Raw genomic sequence first — 18,726 nt, 5'->3', positions numbered from 1 at the left:
TTAGAATCTTTTTGCTCCTATTTTCATTATAACATACTCCTGCTAAAAGAGACGGTGTTGTTTTTAGATGCCGGCAAGTGCTATGAAAAATTCCAGGACATTCTTGAATTTTTTATTAATCAAAACTTTTTTCTCCATTTTTTTACTTCTATATGTTATAATCAAACAGCAGACTCTGCATTTTTTCGCTATGCAGTTTTGCAATGTATCATAAGCTTATATCTCAAAGGGAGATTATGAAAGCATATAAAAATATATAAAATAATAAGTGAGGTAGAATAATGAACAAAATCAAGATTGGTATTGTAGGTTATGGTAATATTGGTCGTGGTGTGGAGCAGTCAATTAAGCGTAATGATGATATGGAATTGGCAGCGGTATTTACAAGAAGAGATCCTGCTACTGTATCTATTCAGACAGAGAGTGCTGCTGTGAAGCATTTTGATGAGATGGCATCTATGAAAGATGAGATTGACGTAATGATTCTTTGTGGTGGTTCTGCGACAGATCTTCCTGTTATTGGTCCGAAAGTTGCTGCTTCTTTTAATACGATTGACAGTTTTGATACCCACGCAAAGATTCCTGAATATTTTGCTGCTATGGATAATGCTTCAAAAAAAGGAAATAAGATCAGTATCATTTCTGTCGGCTGGGACCCGGGAATGTTTTCTTTAAATCGTTTGTATGCCGAGTCCATTCTTGTACAGGGAAGTACTTATACTTTCTGGGGCAAGGGTGTAAGTCAGGGACATTCTGATGCGATCCGCCGTATTGAAGGGGTTAAAAATGCAATCCAGTACACAGTTCCTATCGAAGATGCTGTGGAGCAGGTAAGAAGTGGAAGTGAACCAGAACTTACAACAAGACAGAAGCATTTAAGAGAGTGCTATGTTGTTCCGGAAGAAGGTGCTGATAAAGCAGCTATTGAAACAGCAATTAAAACAATGCCTAATTACTTCTCTGACTACGATACAACTGTAACATTTATTACCGAGGAGGAATTAAAGGCACATCATAGTAAGATGCCACATGGTGGTTTCGTTATCCGTACTGGTGAAACGGGATGTGAAGGTAACAAACATGTTATCGAATACTCTTTAAAACTTGATTCTAATCCAGAGTTTACAGGAAGTGTACTTGTTGCTTATGCACGTGCTGCTCACAGACTTTCTGTGAAAGGTGAATCTGGTGCCAGAAGTGTATTTGATATCGCACCGGCAATGTTATCTCAGATGACTCCGGAAGAATTAAGAGCTAAGATGTTATAATCTGATATATTAAAATTCAAGGAGGGACTTTTAAACCATCATGCCAGTATTTGATTTTAGTAATATGCAGGCAAAAAAAGAGCCTGTACGCTGTACATACACCATGGTCTATTCAGATAATGATCATGCTTCACCGGAAAATCCGATTCTTATAATTGACAATACAAAGAGAGAATGGAAACATCATTCTTTTGGTATTTTTGCAAATCCAAATAAACAGACTACATTTGAGTTTGAAGAAGAAGATGGGACGATCAGTGCAGATATCTTAAAAGTAGATGCTCGTTTTGTCAGTCTTTTAAAATGGCTTGGCGAACACCATATTCACATCCAGCTTTCCGGTAAAAATACTGCACAAGGATATGCAGTCTATAAAATTCAGGAAATTTCTTTTGGAGGAAGAACGAAATTATCTGCAGAAGATGGCTTTTTACAGTTTATGATCGAGCGTCTTTTTGCAAGCAGCGCTCCTGTGGAGGAAACTTCTGAGATAACTACAGAGGAAGAAGACAGTGATGAGATGAAGCTTACCAGTCTTCAGAGCATTACAGACTTTATGACTTGCGCCGGAAGAACGCTTCCTGATAATATCCGCCTGTGGGCCAGAAGAAACCTTGCTGTTGCCCGTTCACGCGAAGTTTCTCCAGAAGAACGACGCCATGCCCAGCGTGCTTTATCTATTATGATGAACATCCAATGGAAAAGTGATTATTTTAAATCTATCGATCCTGAGGAAGCACGACGGATTCTTGATGAAGAACTCTATGGAATGGAACGTGTAAAGCAGAGAATTATTGAGACGATTATCCAGATTAACCGTACACATACTCTTCCTGCTTATGGTCTTTTACTTGTAGGACCTGCCGGTACCGGAAAGTCTCAGATTGCTTACGCTGTTGCTCGTATTTTAAAGCTCCCATGGACAACTTTAGACATGAGTTCCATTAATGATCCCGAACAGTTAACCGGAAGTTCCCGTATTTATGCGAATGCAAAGCCTGGAATTATCATGGATGCTTTTTCAATGGCTGGAGAATCTAATCTCGTTTTCATTATTAACGAGCTTGATAAGGCAAACTCCGGTAAGGGAACTGGTAATCCTGCTGATGTTCTTCTTACTTTATTAGATAACCTTGGCTTTACTGACAACTACATGGAATGTATGATTCCTACTGTTGGAGTTTATCCGATCGCAACTGCCAATGATAAGAGTCAGATCAGCAGTCCTTTAATGTCCCGCTTTGCTGTCATTGATATTCCGGATTATACACCAGAAGAAAAGAAGGCAATCTTCTCTAAATTTGCTCTTCCTAAAGTTCTCAAACGAATCGGCTTATATGAAGGGGAATGTATCATGACGGATGAGGCATTAGATACCGTAATTGACATCTTTTCCGATACTACAGGTATTCGTGACTTAGAACAGGCTGCAGAGCATATCGTAGCGAATGCATTATATCAGATTGAAGTGGATCATTTAAAACAGGTCGTTTTTACCGGAGAAATGGTAAGAGAATTGCTTTTATAACTTTGATTTATTATGTAAAAAGTCCGATAGAGCAAATATAAGAATTCCTGCTCTACCAGACTTTTTATTTTTTATCTTATTTCATCTTAAATGTAGCTTTTCCATTCTGTTTTATATCGTAGAGGACAGCATCTGCATTTTTACATAACGATACAAAATCTTCTCCCTGTTCAGGGAAAATTACTCCTCCTGCGCTGGCAGACAATTCTACTACCTCACCTGTCGAAAGGGTAAAATGAGCAATCTTCTTCTGAAAGCTTTCCATACAGGCATAAACCGTTTCTGGTTTGACATTTTTCAGATATGCAACAAATTCATCTCCGCCATACCTGCCGAGTATACTGTCTTTCGGAAAACACTCCTGCATTGTCTGTGCAAAGTATTTCAGACAAAGGTCTCCATTACTATGACCATAGGTGTCATTATAAGATTTAAAATTATCCACATCGATAAACAGGAATATCCCCGGTTCTTTCTTTCTAAGCTCATGTTCAACATCTGCCCGGAAAGCTCTGCGATTCAGGACTCCTGTCAATGCATCCGTACTGGATAGACCAATGTATCGTTTTTTATCTTTTCTCTCCCATATTAAAATTGTGAGCATATATAAAATTGTAAAGCCAACTAATATACTTCCATAAATCCCGCCCCAGACTGAAAAATGCTGAGTAATATTTGAAATATTTTTATTCGTCAGTTCGACAACAACATACCATCCCGGCATACTGGAAATACTCCTGTAAGATATTGTCGAGTCTTCTCCCCGAATCTTTGCTGCAAACTGGCCTTCCTTTTTCCCTGAACGCATATCACTAATCCACTGCTTATACGAATATCCCTCATTATATTCAAAATATTTCTGCTGAAGTAAAAGATTATTCCAATCTCCGGCTGTGCTTGAATTATCGCTGCTAATACAAGTGATAAAATTTTCAGAATCTGCTTTTAACAGATGAACACTGATCTTCCCCTGTAAAAGTTCATAGACTCCTAACTGTCTAATCTGCTCTATCATCACTGACACATACAGCATATGTATCTGAGAGAAATCCGCTACCGGAACAAAAACTGTTATAATCATATTTCCTGTTTCGCTTGATTGATACGGATCAGAATTAAAGGATGTTCTTGCAGTTAAAGCCAAATTATCCAGATTTTTCTTTTTAATATCTGAGACTGCACATTTACTTCCATAGACTTCTCCATTTTTCATAATAAATCCGATATTACAAAACATTGTCTGATTCAGATTTTTTTCCAGACTTTTCTGAATCTTGTCCGGATTTTTATCTTCCATCGCCTGAATCATCTTCACATCCTCTTCCACAAAATTCTGAAGATAATCCATCTCTTCATTCATTTTTTCTGCATACAATCCGGTAATTAATTCTAAATGCTGTGTATTAAAGCTCTGCGCGATTTTACTTAGACGAAAATATGCGGACACAATAATTACCAGACATACTGTCAGATAAAGAGCCAGCAATACCCCTCTCTTTTTTTGATTTTTCATGAAACACCTTTCTCCATAAGATAGTATGAATTAACCATAATAACCCCGGTATCAAAAAATTTTTGTTCTGATTTTTCCCCTTTAATTAAAGAAACTAATGAATGTATCCCCAAATACCCCATCTGATCCTGTTTTTGTAATAAAGAAACTCCCTGATAATCTGCATCCTGAATAAATTGCTGTGTCTCTTTTGCCATATCAAAGCCTACCATAACGATATCTGTTCTTTTTTCTTTTACAAGCGTTTTTGCGATTCCTATTGTCGATGTATTACTACATCCGTAAAGTCCTTTTATATTTTTATTCTTTTCCAGCAAAGCAAATGCATCTGTCTGTGCTTTTTTCACATCTCCTCCATTTAAAAAAATATCTTTGGCAATATCCCATTGTGATGGCGCATACTGTGTCCATGCCTCCAAAAATCCCGAAACCCGATTCACCATTGCCTGAGAAGTATCTGCTGATAACAGTATTCCAACTTCTAATGGCTGTGTTGGAGAATTCCCGGCATCCTGAAGCAGCTTGATCATTTCTTTTGCCGCCATTTTTCCAGCATCTATATTATCCGTCATATAACACGCATCAAATTCTGTACTGTTAATAGAAGAATCAATAAGCACTACCGAAACATTCTTTTTCCTTGCTTTCTCACAGCTTTCCACCAGAGAATTGGAATTAGCTGGTGCGAGCAATATCCCATCTGCTCCCTGCTCTATCGCCTCATTCATCAGACGTATCTGCCCGGAAATATCTGTTTCATTATCAATCCCTCTAAGATAAATTGCCGCATCCACTTCTTTCGCAGCTTTTTCTACCCCTCCGATTACTGTTTTCCAGTAATCTCCATGATAATTTTTTAAAATAACATAGATCTTTTTCTTACTTTCCGGGTTTGAAATACAACGGTATTCTACCGGTGCTGATTCTCCCTGCGCCTCATCTGCATTTTCCTCTATAGTAGAACTACCCAGACAGCCACTTAGCAGAAAAGAAAAAAGCAGAACCACACATAACATATATATTTTGGTCTTTCTGCACTTCATATGATTTTCTTTTACCTTCTTCTTAAAACTTTAATATCTACTTATCTTTCCTATAACGTTCTCTTGTTTTCATACATCAGCTTATCTGCCTGATGAATTGCTTCCATAATCGGATGCACACCACAGACACCACCAATACTGACCGTTACATGAAAATCCGGATATTCTGTAAATACGATGCTTTCAACTGCTTTTTTAATTTTTTCGTTTTTCTCCAGCATATGTTTTTCAGACATTTTGGGAAAAAGCAGCAAAAATTCATCTCCACCATAACGAATCAGAATATCGGTGCTTCGAATGCAGGACTGAATCGCTGCGGCAATATCCCTAAGCACTACATCTCCTGCCAAGTGTCCATATGTATCATTTACCTGTTTGAAACGGTCCACATCTATAATCTCTACACATTCCATACCTTCCATATGAGTAAGATATGTCTCAAAATATCGTCTGGAGTATGCACCAGTCAATGCATCAGAAAAAAGTTTCCTATTCTCCCCACGACTTTTATCCAATAAAAATCTAGTTCCATTTGCATCAATCCAACGCCCTTCATTCATCTTAGAGAGCATCTCAAGTACACACGGTGTTCCGTTGATACAAAGATATTTTGCAACGACATAATATATATCTCTTCTGGTAAATTCCAACTTATTTAGCATTGTCTTCTGTGACAGAGCACGCGTTGAAATACAGTTGGCACAATTTACTCCATTCTCCCAGAAAGCGGCACAGTGCTGATCTGTCTGCCTCAATATGCCCTTATCATCTATTTCCATGACTGCATTATGAGCCGGATCTACCAGGCGGACAATATCAAAAATCTGCTTAAGTTGTTCGAATGCTACCCTTATATCCTTTCCATCTGCGTTTTCTCCTTCTGAAAGGCCATCTAGAAGAGGAAGTTCCGACGTAACATGCTGTGGTTTAATTAACTGTCCCACCGCTCCGATATAATGATCCGGTGACAATTCTGACCAAAGTGAATGCATTCGAAGCTCACACCACTCATAGTCATTTCCCTGCAGTAACATGATACTCATAGAAAATTCCCGATTTTCCGGTGTTGTTGCATCTAAAGCATCTTTCAAGCGATGAAAATCTTTCTGACTCAGATGTTTGAAGCAATTTTTATCTGCAATATTCATGACAGAATAACGATATTGTGGCGGTTCATTCCAGTTTACTATATTTGCCAGTCTGGAAACATGATCATATTCAAATTGAATCCCTCCATTTAAAGAAGCAAAAAATTCCAGCTGTTCCTGCATAGATTCAAGCATACATTGCGCCCGATCACTGCATGGTGTACTCTTTTTCTTCATTATCTCCGCCGCCAGACGATCTGCCTCCTGACGATATGCTTCTTCTCCCAGATTACCCTGTACTACTATACGAAGCTCTGATGATATTTCATACAGACATTTTAAGAGAAGTGGATTGAACGCCCCACATTCACCAGACATGATCATATCCATTGCTGTTTCATGGTCATAAGCATTCTTATAGCACCGCTCACTAATCAGTACATCATACACATCCGCCAAAGCAACCACCTGAGCTGAAATTGGAATCTTTTCTCCAATCAGACCATCCGGATATCCATGTCCATCCCACCGTTCATGATGCCAACGACAGATTTCCCATGCGATACGTAGCAATGGTTTTTCTGATCTACTAATCATCTGGTCAATAATATCCGCACCAATCGTCGTATGTGTCTTTATGATTTCAAATTCTTCTTGTGTTAACTTTCCCGGTTTATTTAAAATACTTTCTGGAACATTTATTTTTCCAATATCGTGTAGAGCTGCTGCCGTTGTAATCATGGCAATGTCCGACTCAGACAACTGATATTGATCTGTTTTTTGAATCAGCCGGCGCAATAAACGTTCTGTTACCATTCGGATATGAAGGATATGTTCTCCGCTTTCACTGTTTCTAAATTCCACCACATGGCTTAAAATACCAATCATTAGATTGTTATTCTCTTCTTTTTCATAAATCTGATCAGAAACCATCTGCTTTAATCTTTTCTGATTCGCATACAGCTTCAGTATATTCTGCACACGTCTACGCACAATAAAAGAATCAAATGGTCTTCGTATATAATCTTCCGCTCCAAAAATGTATGCCCTCTCAATAACATCTCTTTTCTCTTCCGAAGAAATTATGATTACTGGAATCTCATCAATCCAATGAAACTTGTTCATTCGCTCTAATACCTGAAACCCATTCATTTCTGGCATATTAATATCTAAAAGTATCAAATCTATCGTAAGATCATGCTGCAGCATATGGACTGCCTGACAGCCATTTTCTGCCTGTACATATTCATATTTGTCCCCAAGAATCGCCATCAGAATCTGACGATTTATCTCTGCATCATCGACAATCATTATTTTTTGTTTCATCTCCATGTGTATTGGCTGTCTCCCTTCCCTCTATTTTCTCTATTATTTTCTCTATGTTTCTCCCTGTTTTCCATCTGCTTTTTCTATATTCTATAATAGTTTCAGTAATTCTTCTGGTGGAAGCGGTCTGGAAAAATAATATCCCTGAATCATATCAACTCCCCAGCTGCTTATTTTTTCCATTTCTTCTTTTGTTTCCACTCCTTCGGAAACAAGATGATAATTCATTTTCCGGAAAGTTTCTACAATACTCTGATAAAACATTTCCCTTTTTTTATCACTGCAAATATCAAAAAGAAGAGACCGATCAATCTTTATGGTTGAAAATGGAAGTCGCATAACTGTATTCAAATTGGCATATCCCGAACCAAAATCATCCAGACAAAGATGGATTCCGGCATCTGTAAATTCATCTACAACCTTCCTTAAACCTTCATTGTATTCTGTCGCTACGGTTTCGGTAATCTCAAACTGTATCCAGTTGTGAGGGATCTCAAATTCATCCATCATACAGATAAAATGACTGCAACAGTCACTTCGCATCAAATCTAAAGAAGATAAATTTACTTTCACGTTCAAGAGAGAATCCATTAATCTTTTATTTTCTTTTAAGAATCTGCATATACGACAAAACTGTAAATCTGTAATCTGTTCAATCATATGATTCTTTTCCGCAATCTGAATAAACACATCCGGTGCAATCCAACCAAGTTCCGGATGGTGCAGACGACTCAATGCTTCCAATGTAATAAATTGTTTCTCCCTTGTGGAGTATACAGGCTGATAATAAACTTCAAAAAGATCTTCTGTAATCGCCGTATGCAGATACTGCTCCACACGCTTATTATATAAAAATCCATTCATGGTCTGGCGATCATCCTGAATTACCTCTGTCAGACCACTTTGTACCGATAATGTTTCCAGATATTCTGCATATTCCATTATCAGTTCGCTTTCTCCAAGCTTCTCTGCATTAATAATACCACTTAGAATTACAGGTGTCGCAATGTCCTTATTTTCCACATCTAGTTTCATACTCACATCAAACATTTGTTTTAATTGTGTAAGATAGTATTCATATTCCTTCAAGGAATCTGCCAGTACTAAAAACCTCTTTCCAGTAATACGGAATACTTTCTTTCCACACAGTTCTTCAAGTCTTTTTGCTGTCATCTTTAAAATATAGTCACCACCTTGAATTCCTGCAATTTTATTGATATGTTTTAGCTGATACAGATATACACTGATAATATGAAAATTTTTCCCTCTTGCTATCAACTCATTGCTTTTTCTGGTAAGATAAAGATGATTATATAAGCCAGTAAGACTATCCATATTGGCATGAGGATTGTTGATCGTAATGAATAATGCCAGTATACCTAGACTCAGACCAAATCCTGTTGTAAGAAGAGAGTGATGTACGAGCTGTATTACTACTCCAACTCCAGATATTACTAGTATTTCCAAAAGTATTTTTACTTTTCGGTAACCAAGTTCTTTTCTCCAGAAAATAATAAGAAACAAAGCCACAACCATATGACCAAGTGCACTGTAATACATCAACATATACCAAGGTCCCCTCATATATCCTGCCGGCACATCAAAATAAAATAGTTTTTCAGTAAATGGATTCGTTAGCACGATTCCTATCAGAACAAACGTCGGTAATCCAGACAACAACATTCTTTTTGCTGAAACAATTTTATTCTTGTATAATGTTTGAACATAACAAATCAGAGTAAGCGGAAGCACTGCCTGGAATAAGTAAAATACAGTTGTTGTTAATACCGCTACTATTGCACAATAATCCTTCGCATAAATGATACAATAGTTGCTGAAAATCTCAGCAATCACATCTAAACTTCCAATAACCGCAAAGAAAAGAAACACTTGATTATTCAAATCCTCTGCTCTTTTCTCGCCCAAAAAATACCACAGAATCAGCAGTAATATGACCAATCCTGCAATTAAAAAATCTACATTATAAATCATACGCATCCCCCACCGATTTTCCTGTATTGAAACGTAACATCGTATCTGCCTGCATCTTCCAATCACTTACAGAATGAAGTACCCCATCTTTGCTCCTCAGATAACTGTATCCAAATTTTAACTGGACACAGTATCTACTGCTATTTTCTTTTTTCACATCATTTATTATAATTCTTATCCATTCTCCTGGCATCTTCTGCGGATTCGTTACAACTACTGCAAACTCATTACCATCAATACGAAAACTTTCTGCATTTGGTTCTAAACTCTTTCCTGCTGCCTGAATACTCCTTGCTGTCCGAATAACTGCTTCATCCCCCATCTGCATTCCATTCATATCATTAATCTCTTTCAATCCATCGATATGTATAAATAAAAGTAAGGCATTCTTAAGTAATATGGCATCTTCCTGCACTTCTTCCATACATTTCTCAAAAGCTTTCCGATTTTTTAGACCTGTCATACGATCTTCCACAGACATTCTTTCAAATACCGTCTGTTCTAAGTGAAACTGAATCTCATTCGATACTTTACAAAGCAATCCTCCAAATAAAAACGAAATATAAAGAAGAATACCAAACTGAAAAATCACATCATACCAGTAAATAGAAAATACCCGATACAAAATAATTGCGATTACTCCACCAATACCTAATACAGCAAACGCTTTCAGACAAAACTTCAATTCCTGTGTCCGCTTTTTTTGATATTCTTTCCACAGTAAAAGAATCATCGCTACAACTCCTGTAAATAATATAATGTGTGTTATATATAGCATACATATAAACGGAACTTTAAACAAATAGTTTATAACTCCCTGTACAACAGCATCCCCATATAAAAGAAAAATCCATATTTTCGGAATCCATCGAACACCCTCGCTTACTGTGTTTCGTACGAAATGTAACATTGGAATTGACATAAGCATAAATGCATAAAAAGATAGTTGTATTCCTACCGCATTCTGTTTTCCATACATCTGATAAATTCCTGAATCCAGTATGCTCCATAAACTACATAAAATCAAAAAGAATGCCACATTAAGAAAACGTTTCTCTATAATCTGACGATGTCTAGTATATAAAAATACGATTACTGAAACAATTCCCATCCCCAACATTCCTATAATCATCAAAATTGAAAAAACAGATTCCCACAAATGACTTTTAACAATATCCAGAAAACTTCCTATGAGCGGGGCCTGTATATACAGTGAACTATTGGGGGAACCCTCAAACATAAAACTAAGTGTTTTCTCTCCCGTTTTCTCTGGCAAACAGACATCAGCCCATATCTTTCCTTTCATTTGTTTATTTTTCTGAAATTTATTTTCTTTATAACGATACAGAACACGATCTCCCAACCATATTTGCAAATGATCCTGCACTCCTCTAGCTGAGATAAAATTTCCCTGATCTTTTTCTGATAACGTATCATTATATAAAACAATCTTTCCATCTGCATCTGTCATAACATAACAAGGTAATTCAATATGAATTTTCTCCCCATCTTTTATCTGATACCATCCACTGTTAAGAGAATAAAATGTATGAGTTTCTGGCTTCTGCAATCTTTCCGTCAAAAAAAATGACAATAGCAACACAGCAACTATACATATCATTTCTACTTTCTTCCCTTTCATACCTTCCTCCATATTTTTCCTTTTCAATTTATGTACCGAAAAACTCCTTCTATTTAGGCATAGTATCTTTATATTCTGAGTATTTCCCTTCTTTAAGAAGCTTAGAATATGCTTCATAAGCTTCCTTTAACGTGCTATATTTTTCACCTTTGGTATATGTTTGAAAACCATAATCATTATAAATATGATCTGCGATTGCAACATAATTCTTCTTGTCTTTAGGATTTCTATAAGCTGTTGTCGTTTCAGATATATAAAAACCACCATCTGCTTTACTTACAATAACTGGTATTTTCTTTCCTGCCCCGACCTGATTCGTATCAATAGATGTCCAAAACAAATATCTGCTTGAATCTTTCGATGGACTTCCAAGATAAGCCCATGTACCATATTGTAGCAGATTGTTACCTTCTGCTTGAATCTCTTTATTTACTTTATTAACCATATTTGAATCAGAGCATTTAGAATCTATCTCAAAACGTTTAATCGACTGATTTGTTAATTCCGATAATATTCCTGTTCTGTTAAGTACTTCATGCAAATCTCCATTAAAATCTATTGTTGTTTCGGACGTATCTTTTCCTATTCCTTTCCAGTCAAAAAGAATACCCGTTGATGCATTATAAGATACCTCACATTCCCCGTCTGCAACAGGAATTCCCTTCCAGTTGTCAGTATCTCCCTGACTTTTGTAATGCGTTTTTCCTGCAATTACAACAGGATCAAATGCCTGCCAGTCATCTCTCTTCTGTTTTAATTTTACTACCTTAACTATATTCGATGCATCTTCATCCATCACTTCAGCCATAATTTCTGCATATGCTGAACGAACATTAGCAATGTCAACCGTCTCGCGGCTTTTTTCTACACGTCTGGCATAAACAGGTGCTAAGATTGCAATAAGAACACCCATAATGGCAACTACGATTATAAGTTCTACCAGAGTAAAACCTCTGTTTTTATTATTATAGATTTTACTAAAAATCATCTTCCTTTGTTTATATTTTTTATTTATCACTTATTCAGCCTATTTCTTTCTTTATATAAATTACCGAAAATCACAACACAAGCTACGGCTTTCTATGTAAACTAAATCCTTAATTTAACATTCAAACGCTTCCTGTCGTCATCATAAAATCCATAATAATGAAAAAAGCACTGCCCTCCAGACAATGCTTCAAAACGTTGCAACTGGCTGCCATTTTACAGGCCCTTTAGCTTTGCGTCTCAGACTTTCGACTGATTTGCCACAGTTATATTTCTTTATTGCCATTATACCTTTTTTCTGTCAAAATGTCCATGGTAATGTTATTCTTGGGAACATTTATAAATAAAGTTATGAAAAAAATATTCCCTATCATCATAAATGCTATAAACTAAAAAGGACATGTGAAAAACAAAAGTTTCTCACATGTCCTTTTTAGAACTTTCTATTATTCACAAAGCTTTGTAAATTCGTCAGCAACAAACTGAACCTTCGTTCCGATAATTACCTGAACAGAAGTCTTTCCAGGTTTAATAACCCCTGCAACTCCTGCAGATTTAATTACCTTATCATTTACTGCTGTTATATCCTTTACTTCAAGTCGCAATCTGGTAACACAGTTATCGATACTTGTAATATTCTCTTTTCCACCGCATCCTTCGAGGATTTTTGCTGCGATGGCAGTATAATCATTACTTTCTAATTCCACTTTCTTCTCTGCTTCAAGATCGTCATCCTCTCTACCAGGAGTCTTAAGATCAAACTTCTTGATTGCGAAAAGGAATACCACATAGAATACAATAAATGCTGCGATTCCCAGTGGAAGAATAAGCCATGTCTTCTGTGCTGCCGGAAGGGAAGATGAGAAGATCAAATCCATAGCACCGGCAGAGAAACTGAATCCTGCACGGAAACCAAGTGCAACTGTAATCATAGTAAAGATACCATAAAGTAATGCATAAATTACATACAGTGCAGGTGCAAGGAACATAAATCCAAACTCAAACGGTTCAGTAACACCACAGATAAATGAACAAAGAGCTGCAGAAGCAATCAGACCGATCGCAAGTTTTTTCTTTTCAGGCTTAGCACATTTAATCATTGCAAGTGCTGCACCAGGAATACCAAACATCATACATGGGAAGAATCCAGACATATACATTCCAAGACTCCATGTTACATCTGCAGATGTCTCACCAGCCCAAAAGTGCTGTAAGTCACCAAGTCCGATCGTATCAAACCAGAATACATTGTTCAATGCATGATGTAATCCTGTAGGAATTAACAAACGGTTCAGGAATGCATAGATACCTGCTCCAACAACATCCATACCTACAATTGCCTTTCCAAGTGATACAAGTGCACCGAAAAGTAATGGCCATATAAATAATAATACTGCGGATACAATAATGGAAACTACTCCGGCAATAATTGCCACGCAACGTTTACCACTGAAGAATGATAACCAGTCCGGAAGCTTTGTATCCTTAAACTTGTTATAACACATTGATCCGATCACACCAGCAAGAATTCCAATAAATGGATTCTCAATCTTATCAAATGCAAGTGTCTTTGTTGCGCTTTCAGCGATAGATGGCATGATTGTCGTAACAAAACCTGTTGAAAGAAGTGTTGTCATCATCAGCCATGATGCAAGAGCTGCGATTCCGCCGGTTCCGTCATTCTTCTCTGACATACCGACACCAACACCAACTGCAAAAAGAATTGCCATATGGTCAATCAGCGCTGCTCCTGCTTTTACCAAAAACAGACCAATCAGATTCGCTGCCCCCTGGATATCTCCGCCCTGCATAGTTGCCGGACATAACCAATATCCAATACCCATAAGGATACCACAGATTGGTAGCACCGCTACAGGAAGCATTAATGCCTTCCCAAGTTTTTGAAGAAATTTCATAATTTCCTCCTCCTTCTCTTTTAAATTATACTTAATTGGATTGTTCCAATCAGGTTAATTATTACGCACAGTTCTGTATAAAATCTCTTTATAAAATCTTAAGAACTGCTTCATCGAATAAAACATCACCCTCCTTTTGAAGACTGATTTTATCATAGGTATCTGTATTACTAATCAGAACCGGTGTAATAGAATTCAGACCGGCCGCTTTAATCTTATCCAGATTCACTTCCACCAAAAGATCACCTTTTTTAACCTTATCACCAACCACAACATGCGCTGTGAATGGTTCTCCCCCAAGTGTAACCGTATCTAAGCCGATATGGATCAATATCTCTGTCCCCATGCTGCTTGTCATACCAACTGCATGAAGCGTATCAAAAACCAACGTCACTTCACCATCTGTTGGAGCATATATCTTTCCTTCTGCCGGGATTACCGCAAACCCATCTCCCAATACCTTTTCTGAAAAAACAGGGTCAGGAACTTCCGTAATTGGAACTACAGTTCCCTTGCAAGGTGTATAAATTATATTTTCTTTTTTATTTTCTTTTCTTTTTCCCTTCCCTCTGAAAAAACCTAACATGTCATCTCCCCTCCATACTTTATCTTCCATGTTATTTTTATTTTATAAGTCGTCCGCACAATAAATCTCGTTTATTATAATTATAAAATCAAAGAAAAAAAATAGAATATTTTTAGATTAGGTATCAAAAATCTACGGTCGTATAGTGATTATTATATATTTTACACAAATACTTCTACAATCTCACAAATAATACTGTTTCTCTCTGACTTATAGTATTATAATTGTGAAGCGACACGATTCTTTTGCTCTTTTTTGCACTGGTACATATTACGGTCTGCAATCTCCTTAACCACATTGATATCCTCACCAGAAAATACCGATGAACCAAATGAAACGATTGGTAAAAAAGTAATTTCCTTTCTCCGTTCCTCCAGTCGATTCATAAATTCATGTAAGCATTCCTCTTCTTTTTCTCCATTTTTCAATAACACACAAAACTCATCTCCACCTATCCGATAACAGTACCCATAACACGCATAGGCTTTTTTGATACAGTCTGCGATTGCAGCAAGGCAAATATCTCCTTGCAAATGTCCATAATCATCATTCACCATCTTAAAGTCATTCACATCAAACACTATGAGAACCCCTCCACTGTATCGCATTTCCTCTGTACGATTCAGATAACTACTCTGATTCAAAAGACCCGTAAGACCATCCAGTTGATTCCACATCTCATTACAATAAATAAAATACAACACAGAAAGCAAAGTAACACATAACCAAGTAACACGCAGTTCCGGTGACATGACCTGAATAATCGTCTCGGCCGTCAAAAAAACAATAAGTGGATAGATGAGCTTCCTGCTGCGATTTTGAAATTCTCTCGCCTTGATGATCGTAGATATCGAAAGATACAAAATTGCAGTAAAGTACATGATAACATAAATGCAAAAATATTGGCCACGTGAATAGATATTATCAGCATCCACAGAAAATACAATTCCATGTGGAATAGATAAAGCCAGAAAAATCAGATATCCAAGCTCGCAGTACACCGCCATCTTAAATTCACGCTTAAAAGTTGTTTTCTTATCCAACACATATACAAGACAGATTGCTACTGCAGGCGATAAACCAAAGCCTAGATAATTTGACATGATATTAAGCCATCGATAACTCGATGGCTTACCGTCAACTATAAGCGTGATAACCTCCAGAACGGAGATTCCAGCAATCAACACAAATGCACATACAAAACCTTGCTTTTGTTTTTTACTAAGTGCTTCACTCAACTTTGTGAGAATGCACATAAAACTCAGAACAAAAAGATTAATTATTGTTAATACATAAAAATACCCATTCATTATAAATTATTCCATTCTTTAAATTACTGTAATTCTAACAGCTAAACTAGTTCTTAGCACAATATCTATTTTATCATCCAAAAGTCCATCTGTTAACCTGCTTTTTCAATTTGAAACTGGAAACATCCTTTTCCTGTTAATTTACTTTAAATGATTTTTACAAAAAAATAGATGTGTAAGATTTACAATCATCATACACATCTATTATATGTAATACCTTTTTGCAGAGTTTTTCGTCTCCTCCATACTATGTTCAAGTCGAGCAGCCGCGAGACTTGGCGCGTGATTCTGGTCAGCATAAGCTGACATATTCTTTACAGAATCACTGCGCATCCTCGCGGAGCGTTTATCTCAGTCGAAGATTGGACTCCCACTGAGACAAATTTGCTGTCACTCACCACCTGAAAGAGGTGGGAGTCTTCTCGACTGAGATAAACTAATCATCCATTTACGTTTTCTAAAAATAATCAGTGACATAACCAATCTAAATATTTCTTCTGTGGTTAACAGCGTGTATACACCTATAATTCCCCACTTAAATACATATGCCGCAACCAGGCACAAAGGAATTCCGATACACCATGTACCAATAATATCAATCACCATGATAATTTTTGTATTGCCGCCACTTCTTATAATACCTCCACCAAGAATCATATTTTCAACCTTGATTGGTGCATACAAGGCAAATATAATCAGCAAAATTTTTCCAAGTTCTTTTACACTATAATCCACACGATATAATCTAGTATAGATACCTGCTAAAAAAATAAGCAATACCGATACGGCTACTGCACCAATTAAGCCTGCATACATAATCTTCTTAGACTCTGTATAAGCCTCATCATATTCTTTCCTCCCATCGGTGCAAATCCACATTTTCCAAATATCAGTAAACAATTCAGTCCTGTGTTTACAGCTACTGCTACAAAGCTCGCTGCAAATGGTATGGCTGCATGCTCTTTACAACGTAGCCATGCGGATAAAATATTGCTGATTGCCATTGGAATATAGGAAAACGCCACAATTCTAAAATAAACTTCACCCGTACTAATAATACTCGTATCTTTTGTATATAGACTCAGAATCTGCGATGAAAAAACTCCTGATGCTAACAGAAACATTGTAGCTATTATTATTCCACAAATAAAGCTCACATCAAAACTACACCAGGCTTCTTTCGTATCATCAGCACCAATAAACTGTGCAATTAAAATTCCCGCAACAGTACCAACGGCACCGATTACTACAGAAAAAATCAAAGAAAAATTACCACATAATCCAACCGCCGCTATATTAGTTTCTCCCAACTGCCCGATCATAACCTGATCTATAATTGAAAATGATGCCTGCAGCATACTTTGCAACGTGACCGGAATTGCTATTTTACATAACGATTTCGTAAATTTTGACATCATAACAACCCCGTACTTTCTCTTTTTATTAATTTAACCGGCAGCACAATTTCTGACTCACAATCTAATCCATCCCGCATTGCTTCAAGACATTCTATTGCTGTTTTTGCTCTTAATGCTGCATCCTGATGAATCGTCGTAAGTGCAGGAGAACTTCCCCTGCTAGACATATTGTCATCAAAACCGATGATCTGTATATCCGCAGGGATATGTAATCCTTTCCCCTGTAAAAAACGCATAACCTCAAGTGCATAAAAATCTGAGACAGCAAAAACTGCTGTAATATTATTCTTTAGCAGTTCTGAAAAGTTATCCTGATAAAAGCATATCCTTTCCTTTTCCGTCTTTGGAATCTGCCAGATCAATGTTTTCCCCGGCTCAAATGCTTTACAAAATCCTTCGATTCTTTCCTTATCCATACATATAAAATTATCTGCTATACATAATGCCTTTTTATGACCAAGCTCTCTAAAATACTTTCCTGCCTGATAACCTCCATCATAATGATTAATTACCAGATTAACAACTTTAGAACACTTTTCAAAATAACCGTCATACACAACAAACGATATTCTCATCTGATTGCGAAGCTTCTCATAATCCGCTTCACAAAACCCCATGAGAAGCAGACCATCCATATTCCACATAGAAGCAAAAACAGGGATTTCACTGATATCTGATGTTGTTTTTATCATCAGAAAATATCCTTTTCTATTCACCTCATGGGAAAGAGCATTCAACGATGACATCACAAACCCATCTTCTAAAACCCTTCCCTCATACTTTATGTTATCATTCACCACCACTCCGATGATTCTTGAATTATTTCTTGCAAGTAAAATACCTGCCATATTCGGTATATATCCTGAACTTTCAAGCTCCTGTTGGACACGTTTTACCGTTTCGTCAGAAATCTTTTCTGTTTTACCATGAATCACCTTTGAGACAGTTGCGGTACTAAGACCTAACACATCTGCCACATCCACGATCCGAACTCTGTTCTGCTCCATATCTATTCCTTCTTTTCCTCATATTTTATTACATCGTATAATAGAAATACTTTTTTTACAAAGGTTAAACGTGTAACCCATTACAAAATTTGTACTCAGTTT

At 36.9% G+C, this 18,726-nt stretch carries 14 protein-coding genes and 1 riboswitch; of the genes, 2 read left to right on the top strand and 12 right to left on the bottom strand.

The window, feature by feature from the left end; all coding sequences use genetic code 11:
- Nucleotides 1–281 precede the first annotated feature (281 nt).
- Both FYJ25_RS00425 and FYJ25_RS00420 read left to right on the top strand, forming a co-directional pair.
- Nucleotides 282–1,268 carry a diaminopimelate dehydrogenase gene (locus FYJ25_RS00425; RefSeq protein WP_147608548.1) on the top strand — a complete coding sequence of 329 codons (987 nt, stop codon included), beginning with the start codon at nt 282–284 and terminating at the stop codon, nt 1,266–1,268.
- 40 nt (nt 1,269–1,308) lie between these two features.
- A complete protein-coding gene (locus FYJ25_RS00420; protein WP_154580257.1) occupies nt 1,309–2,796 on the top strand; it encodes an AAA family ATPase in 1,488 nt (495 codons plus the stop codon).
- 76 nt (nt 2,797–2,872) lie between these two features.
- On the opposite strand, the gene FYJ25_RS00415 is transcribed toward FYJ25_RS00420, so the two are convergent.
- The 12 genes from FYJ25_RS00415 to FYJ25_RS00365 form a co-directional block, all read right to left on the bottom strand.
- Nucleotides 2,873–4,309, bottom strand: coding sequence for a sensor domain-containing diguanylate cyclase (locus FYJ25_RS00415; RefSeq protein ID WP_154580256.1), 1,437 nt, complete (start codon nt 4,307–4,309; stop codon nt 2,873–2,875).
- Nucleotides 4,306–5,352 carry an ABC transporter substrate-binding protein gene (locus FYJ25_RS00410; RefSeq protein ID WP_154580255.1) on the bottom strand — a complete coding sequence of 349 codons (1,047 nt, stop codon included), beginning with the start codon at nt 5,350–5,352 and terminating at the stop codon, nt 4,306–4,308. The genes FYJ25_RS00415 and FYJ25_RS00410 overlap by 4 nt, the downstream gene beginning before the upstream one ends.
- Before the next feature lie 50 nt (nt 5,353–5,402).
- Nucleotides 5,403–7,772 (bottom strand): diguanylate cyclase, encoded by a 2,370-nt coding sequence (locus tag FYJ25_RS00405; RefSeq protein ID WP_154580254.1) that lies wholly within the window; start codon nt 7,770–7,772, stop codon nt 5,403–5,405.
- A gap of 84 nt (nt 7,773–7,856) precedes the next feature.
- A complete protein-coding gene (locus FYJ25_RS00400) occupies nt 7,857–9,758 on the bottom strand; it encodes a GGDEF domain-containing protein (RefSeq protein ID WP_154580253.1) in 1,902 nt (633 codons plus the stop codon).
- On the bottom strand, nt 9,748–11,400 hold the full coding sequence (locus FYJ25_RS00395; RefSeq protein ID WP_243145654.1) for a sensor domain-containing diguanylate cyclase: 1,653 nt from the start codon (nt 11,398–11,400) through the stop codon (nt 9,748–9,750). The genes FYJ25_RS00400 and FYJ25_RS00395 overlap by 11 nt, the downstream gene beginning before the upstream one ends.
- A 49-nt stretch (nt 11,401–11,449) precedes the next feature.
- The gene (locus tag FYJ25_RS00390; protein ID WP_154580251.1) at nt 11,450–12,388 is read right to left on the bottom strand and encodes a prepilin-type N-terminal cleavage/methylation domain-containing protein; all 939 of its coding nucleotides are present in this window, start codon (nt 12,386–12,388) and stop codon (nt 11,450–11,452) included.
- Between the two features lie 195 nt (nt 12,389–12,583).
- A riboswitch (cyclic di-GMP riboswitch) is annotated at nt 12,584–12,659 on the bottom strand.
- Nucleotides 12,660–12,833: 174 nt separating this feature from the next.
- Nucleotides 12,834–14,303, bottom strand: coding sequence for a PTS transporter subunit EIIC (locus FYJ25_RS00385; RefSeq protein ID WP_154580250.1), 1,470 nt, complete (start codon nt 14,301–14,303; stop codon nt 12,834–12,836).
- 88 nt (nt 14,304–14,391) lie between these two features.
- Nucleotides 14,392–14,889: a PTS sugar transporter subunit IIA gene (locus FYJ25_RS00380; protein WP_154580249.1), complete on the bottom strand. Its 498-nt coding sequence runs from the start codon at nt 14,887–14,889 to the stop codon at nt 14,392–14,394.
- Nucleotides 14,890–15,107: 218 nt separating this feature from the next.
- Entirely contained in the window at nt 15,108–16,199 is a 1,092-nt protein-coding gene (locus FYJ25_RS00375) for a GGDEF domain-containing protein (protein ID WP_154580248.1), read from the bottom strand.
- Between the two features lie 390 nt (nt 16,200–16,589).
- Nucleotides 16,590–17,015 carry an MATE family efflux transporter gene (locus FYJ25_RS14510; protein WP_243145653.1) on the bottom strand — a complete coding sequence of 142 codons (426 nt, stop codon included), beginning with the start codon at nt 17,013–17,015 and terminating at the stop codon, nt 16,590–16,592.
- Nucleotides 17,000–17,617: an MATE family efflux transporter gene (locus FYJ25_RS14505; protein ID WP_243145652.1), complete on the bottom strand. Its 618-nt coding sequence runs from the start codon at nt 17,615–17,617 to the stop codon at nt 17,000–17,002. The genes FYJ25_RS14510 and FYJ25_RS14505 overlap by 16 nt, the downstream gene beginning before the upstream one ends.
- On the bottom strand, nt 17,614–18,624 hold the full coding sequence (locus tag FYJ25_RS00365; RefSeq protein ID WP_154580247.1) for a LacI family DNA-binding transcriptional regulator: 1,011 nt from the start codon (nt 18,622–18,624) through the stop codon (nt 17,614–17,616). The genes FYJ25_RS14505 and FYJ25_RS00365 overlap by 4 nt, the downstream gene beginning before the upstream one ends.
- Between the last annotated feature and the right edge of the window lie 102 nt (nt 18,625–18,726).

It is taken from the genome of Anaerobutyricum soehngenii (assembly GCF_009697165.1).
Taxonomy (GTDB): Bacteria; Bacillota; Clostridia; order Lachnospirales; family Lachnospiraceae; genus Anaerobutyricum; species Anaerobutyricum soehngenii.
The sequence above is the reverse complement of the archived record's forward strand: the minus strand, read 5'-3'. Positions and strand labels throughout refer to the sequence as shown.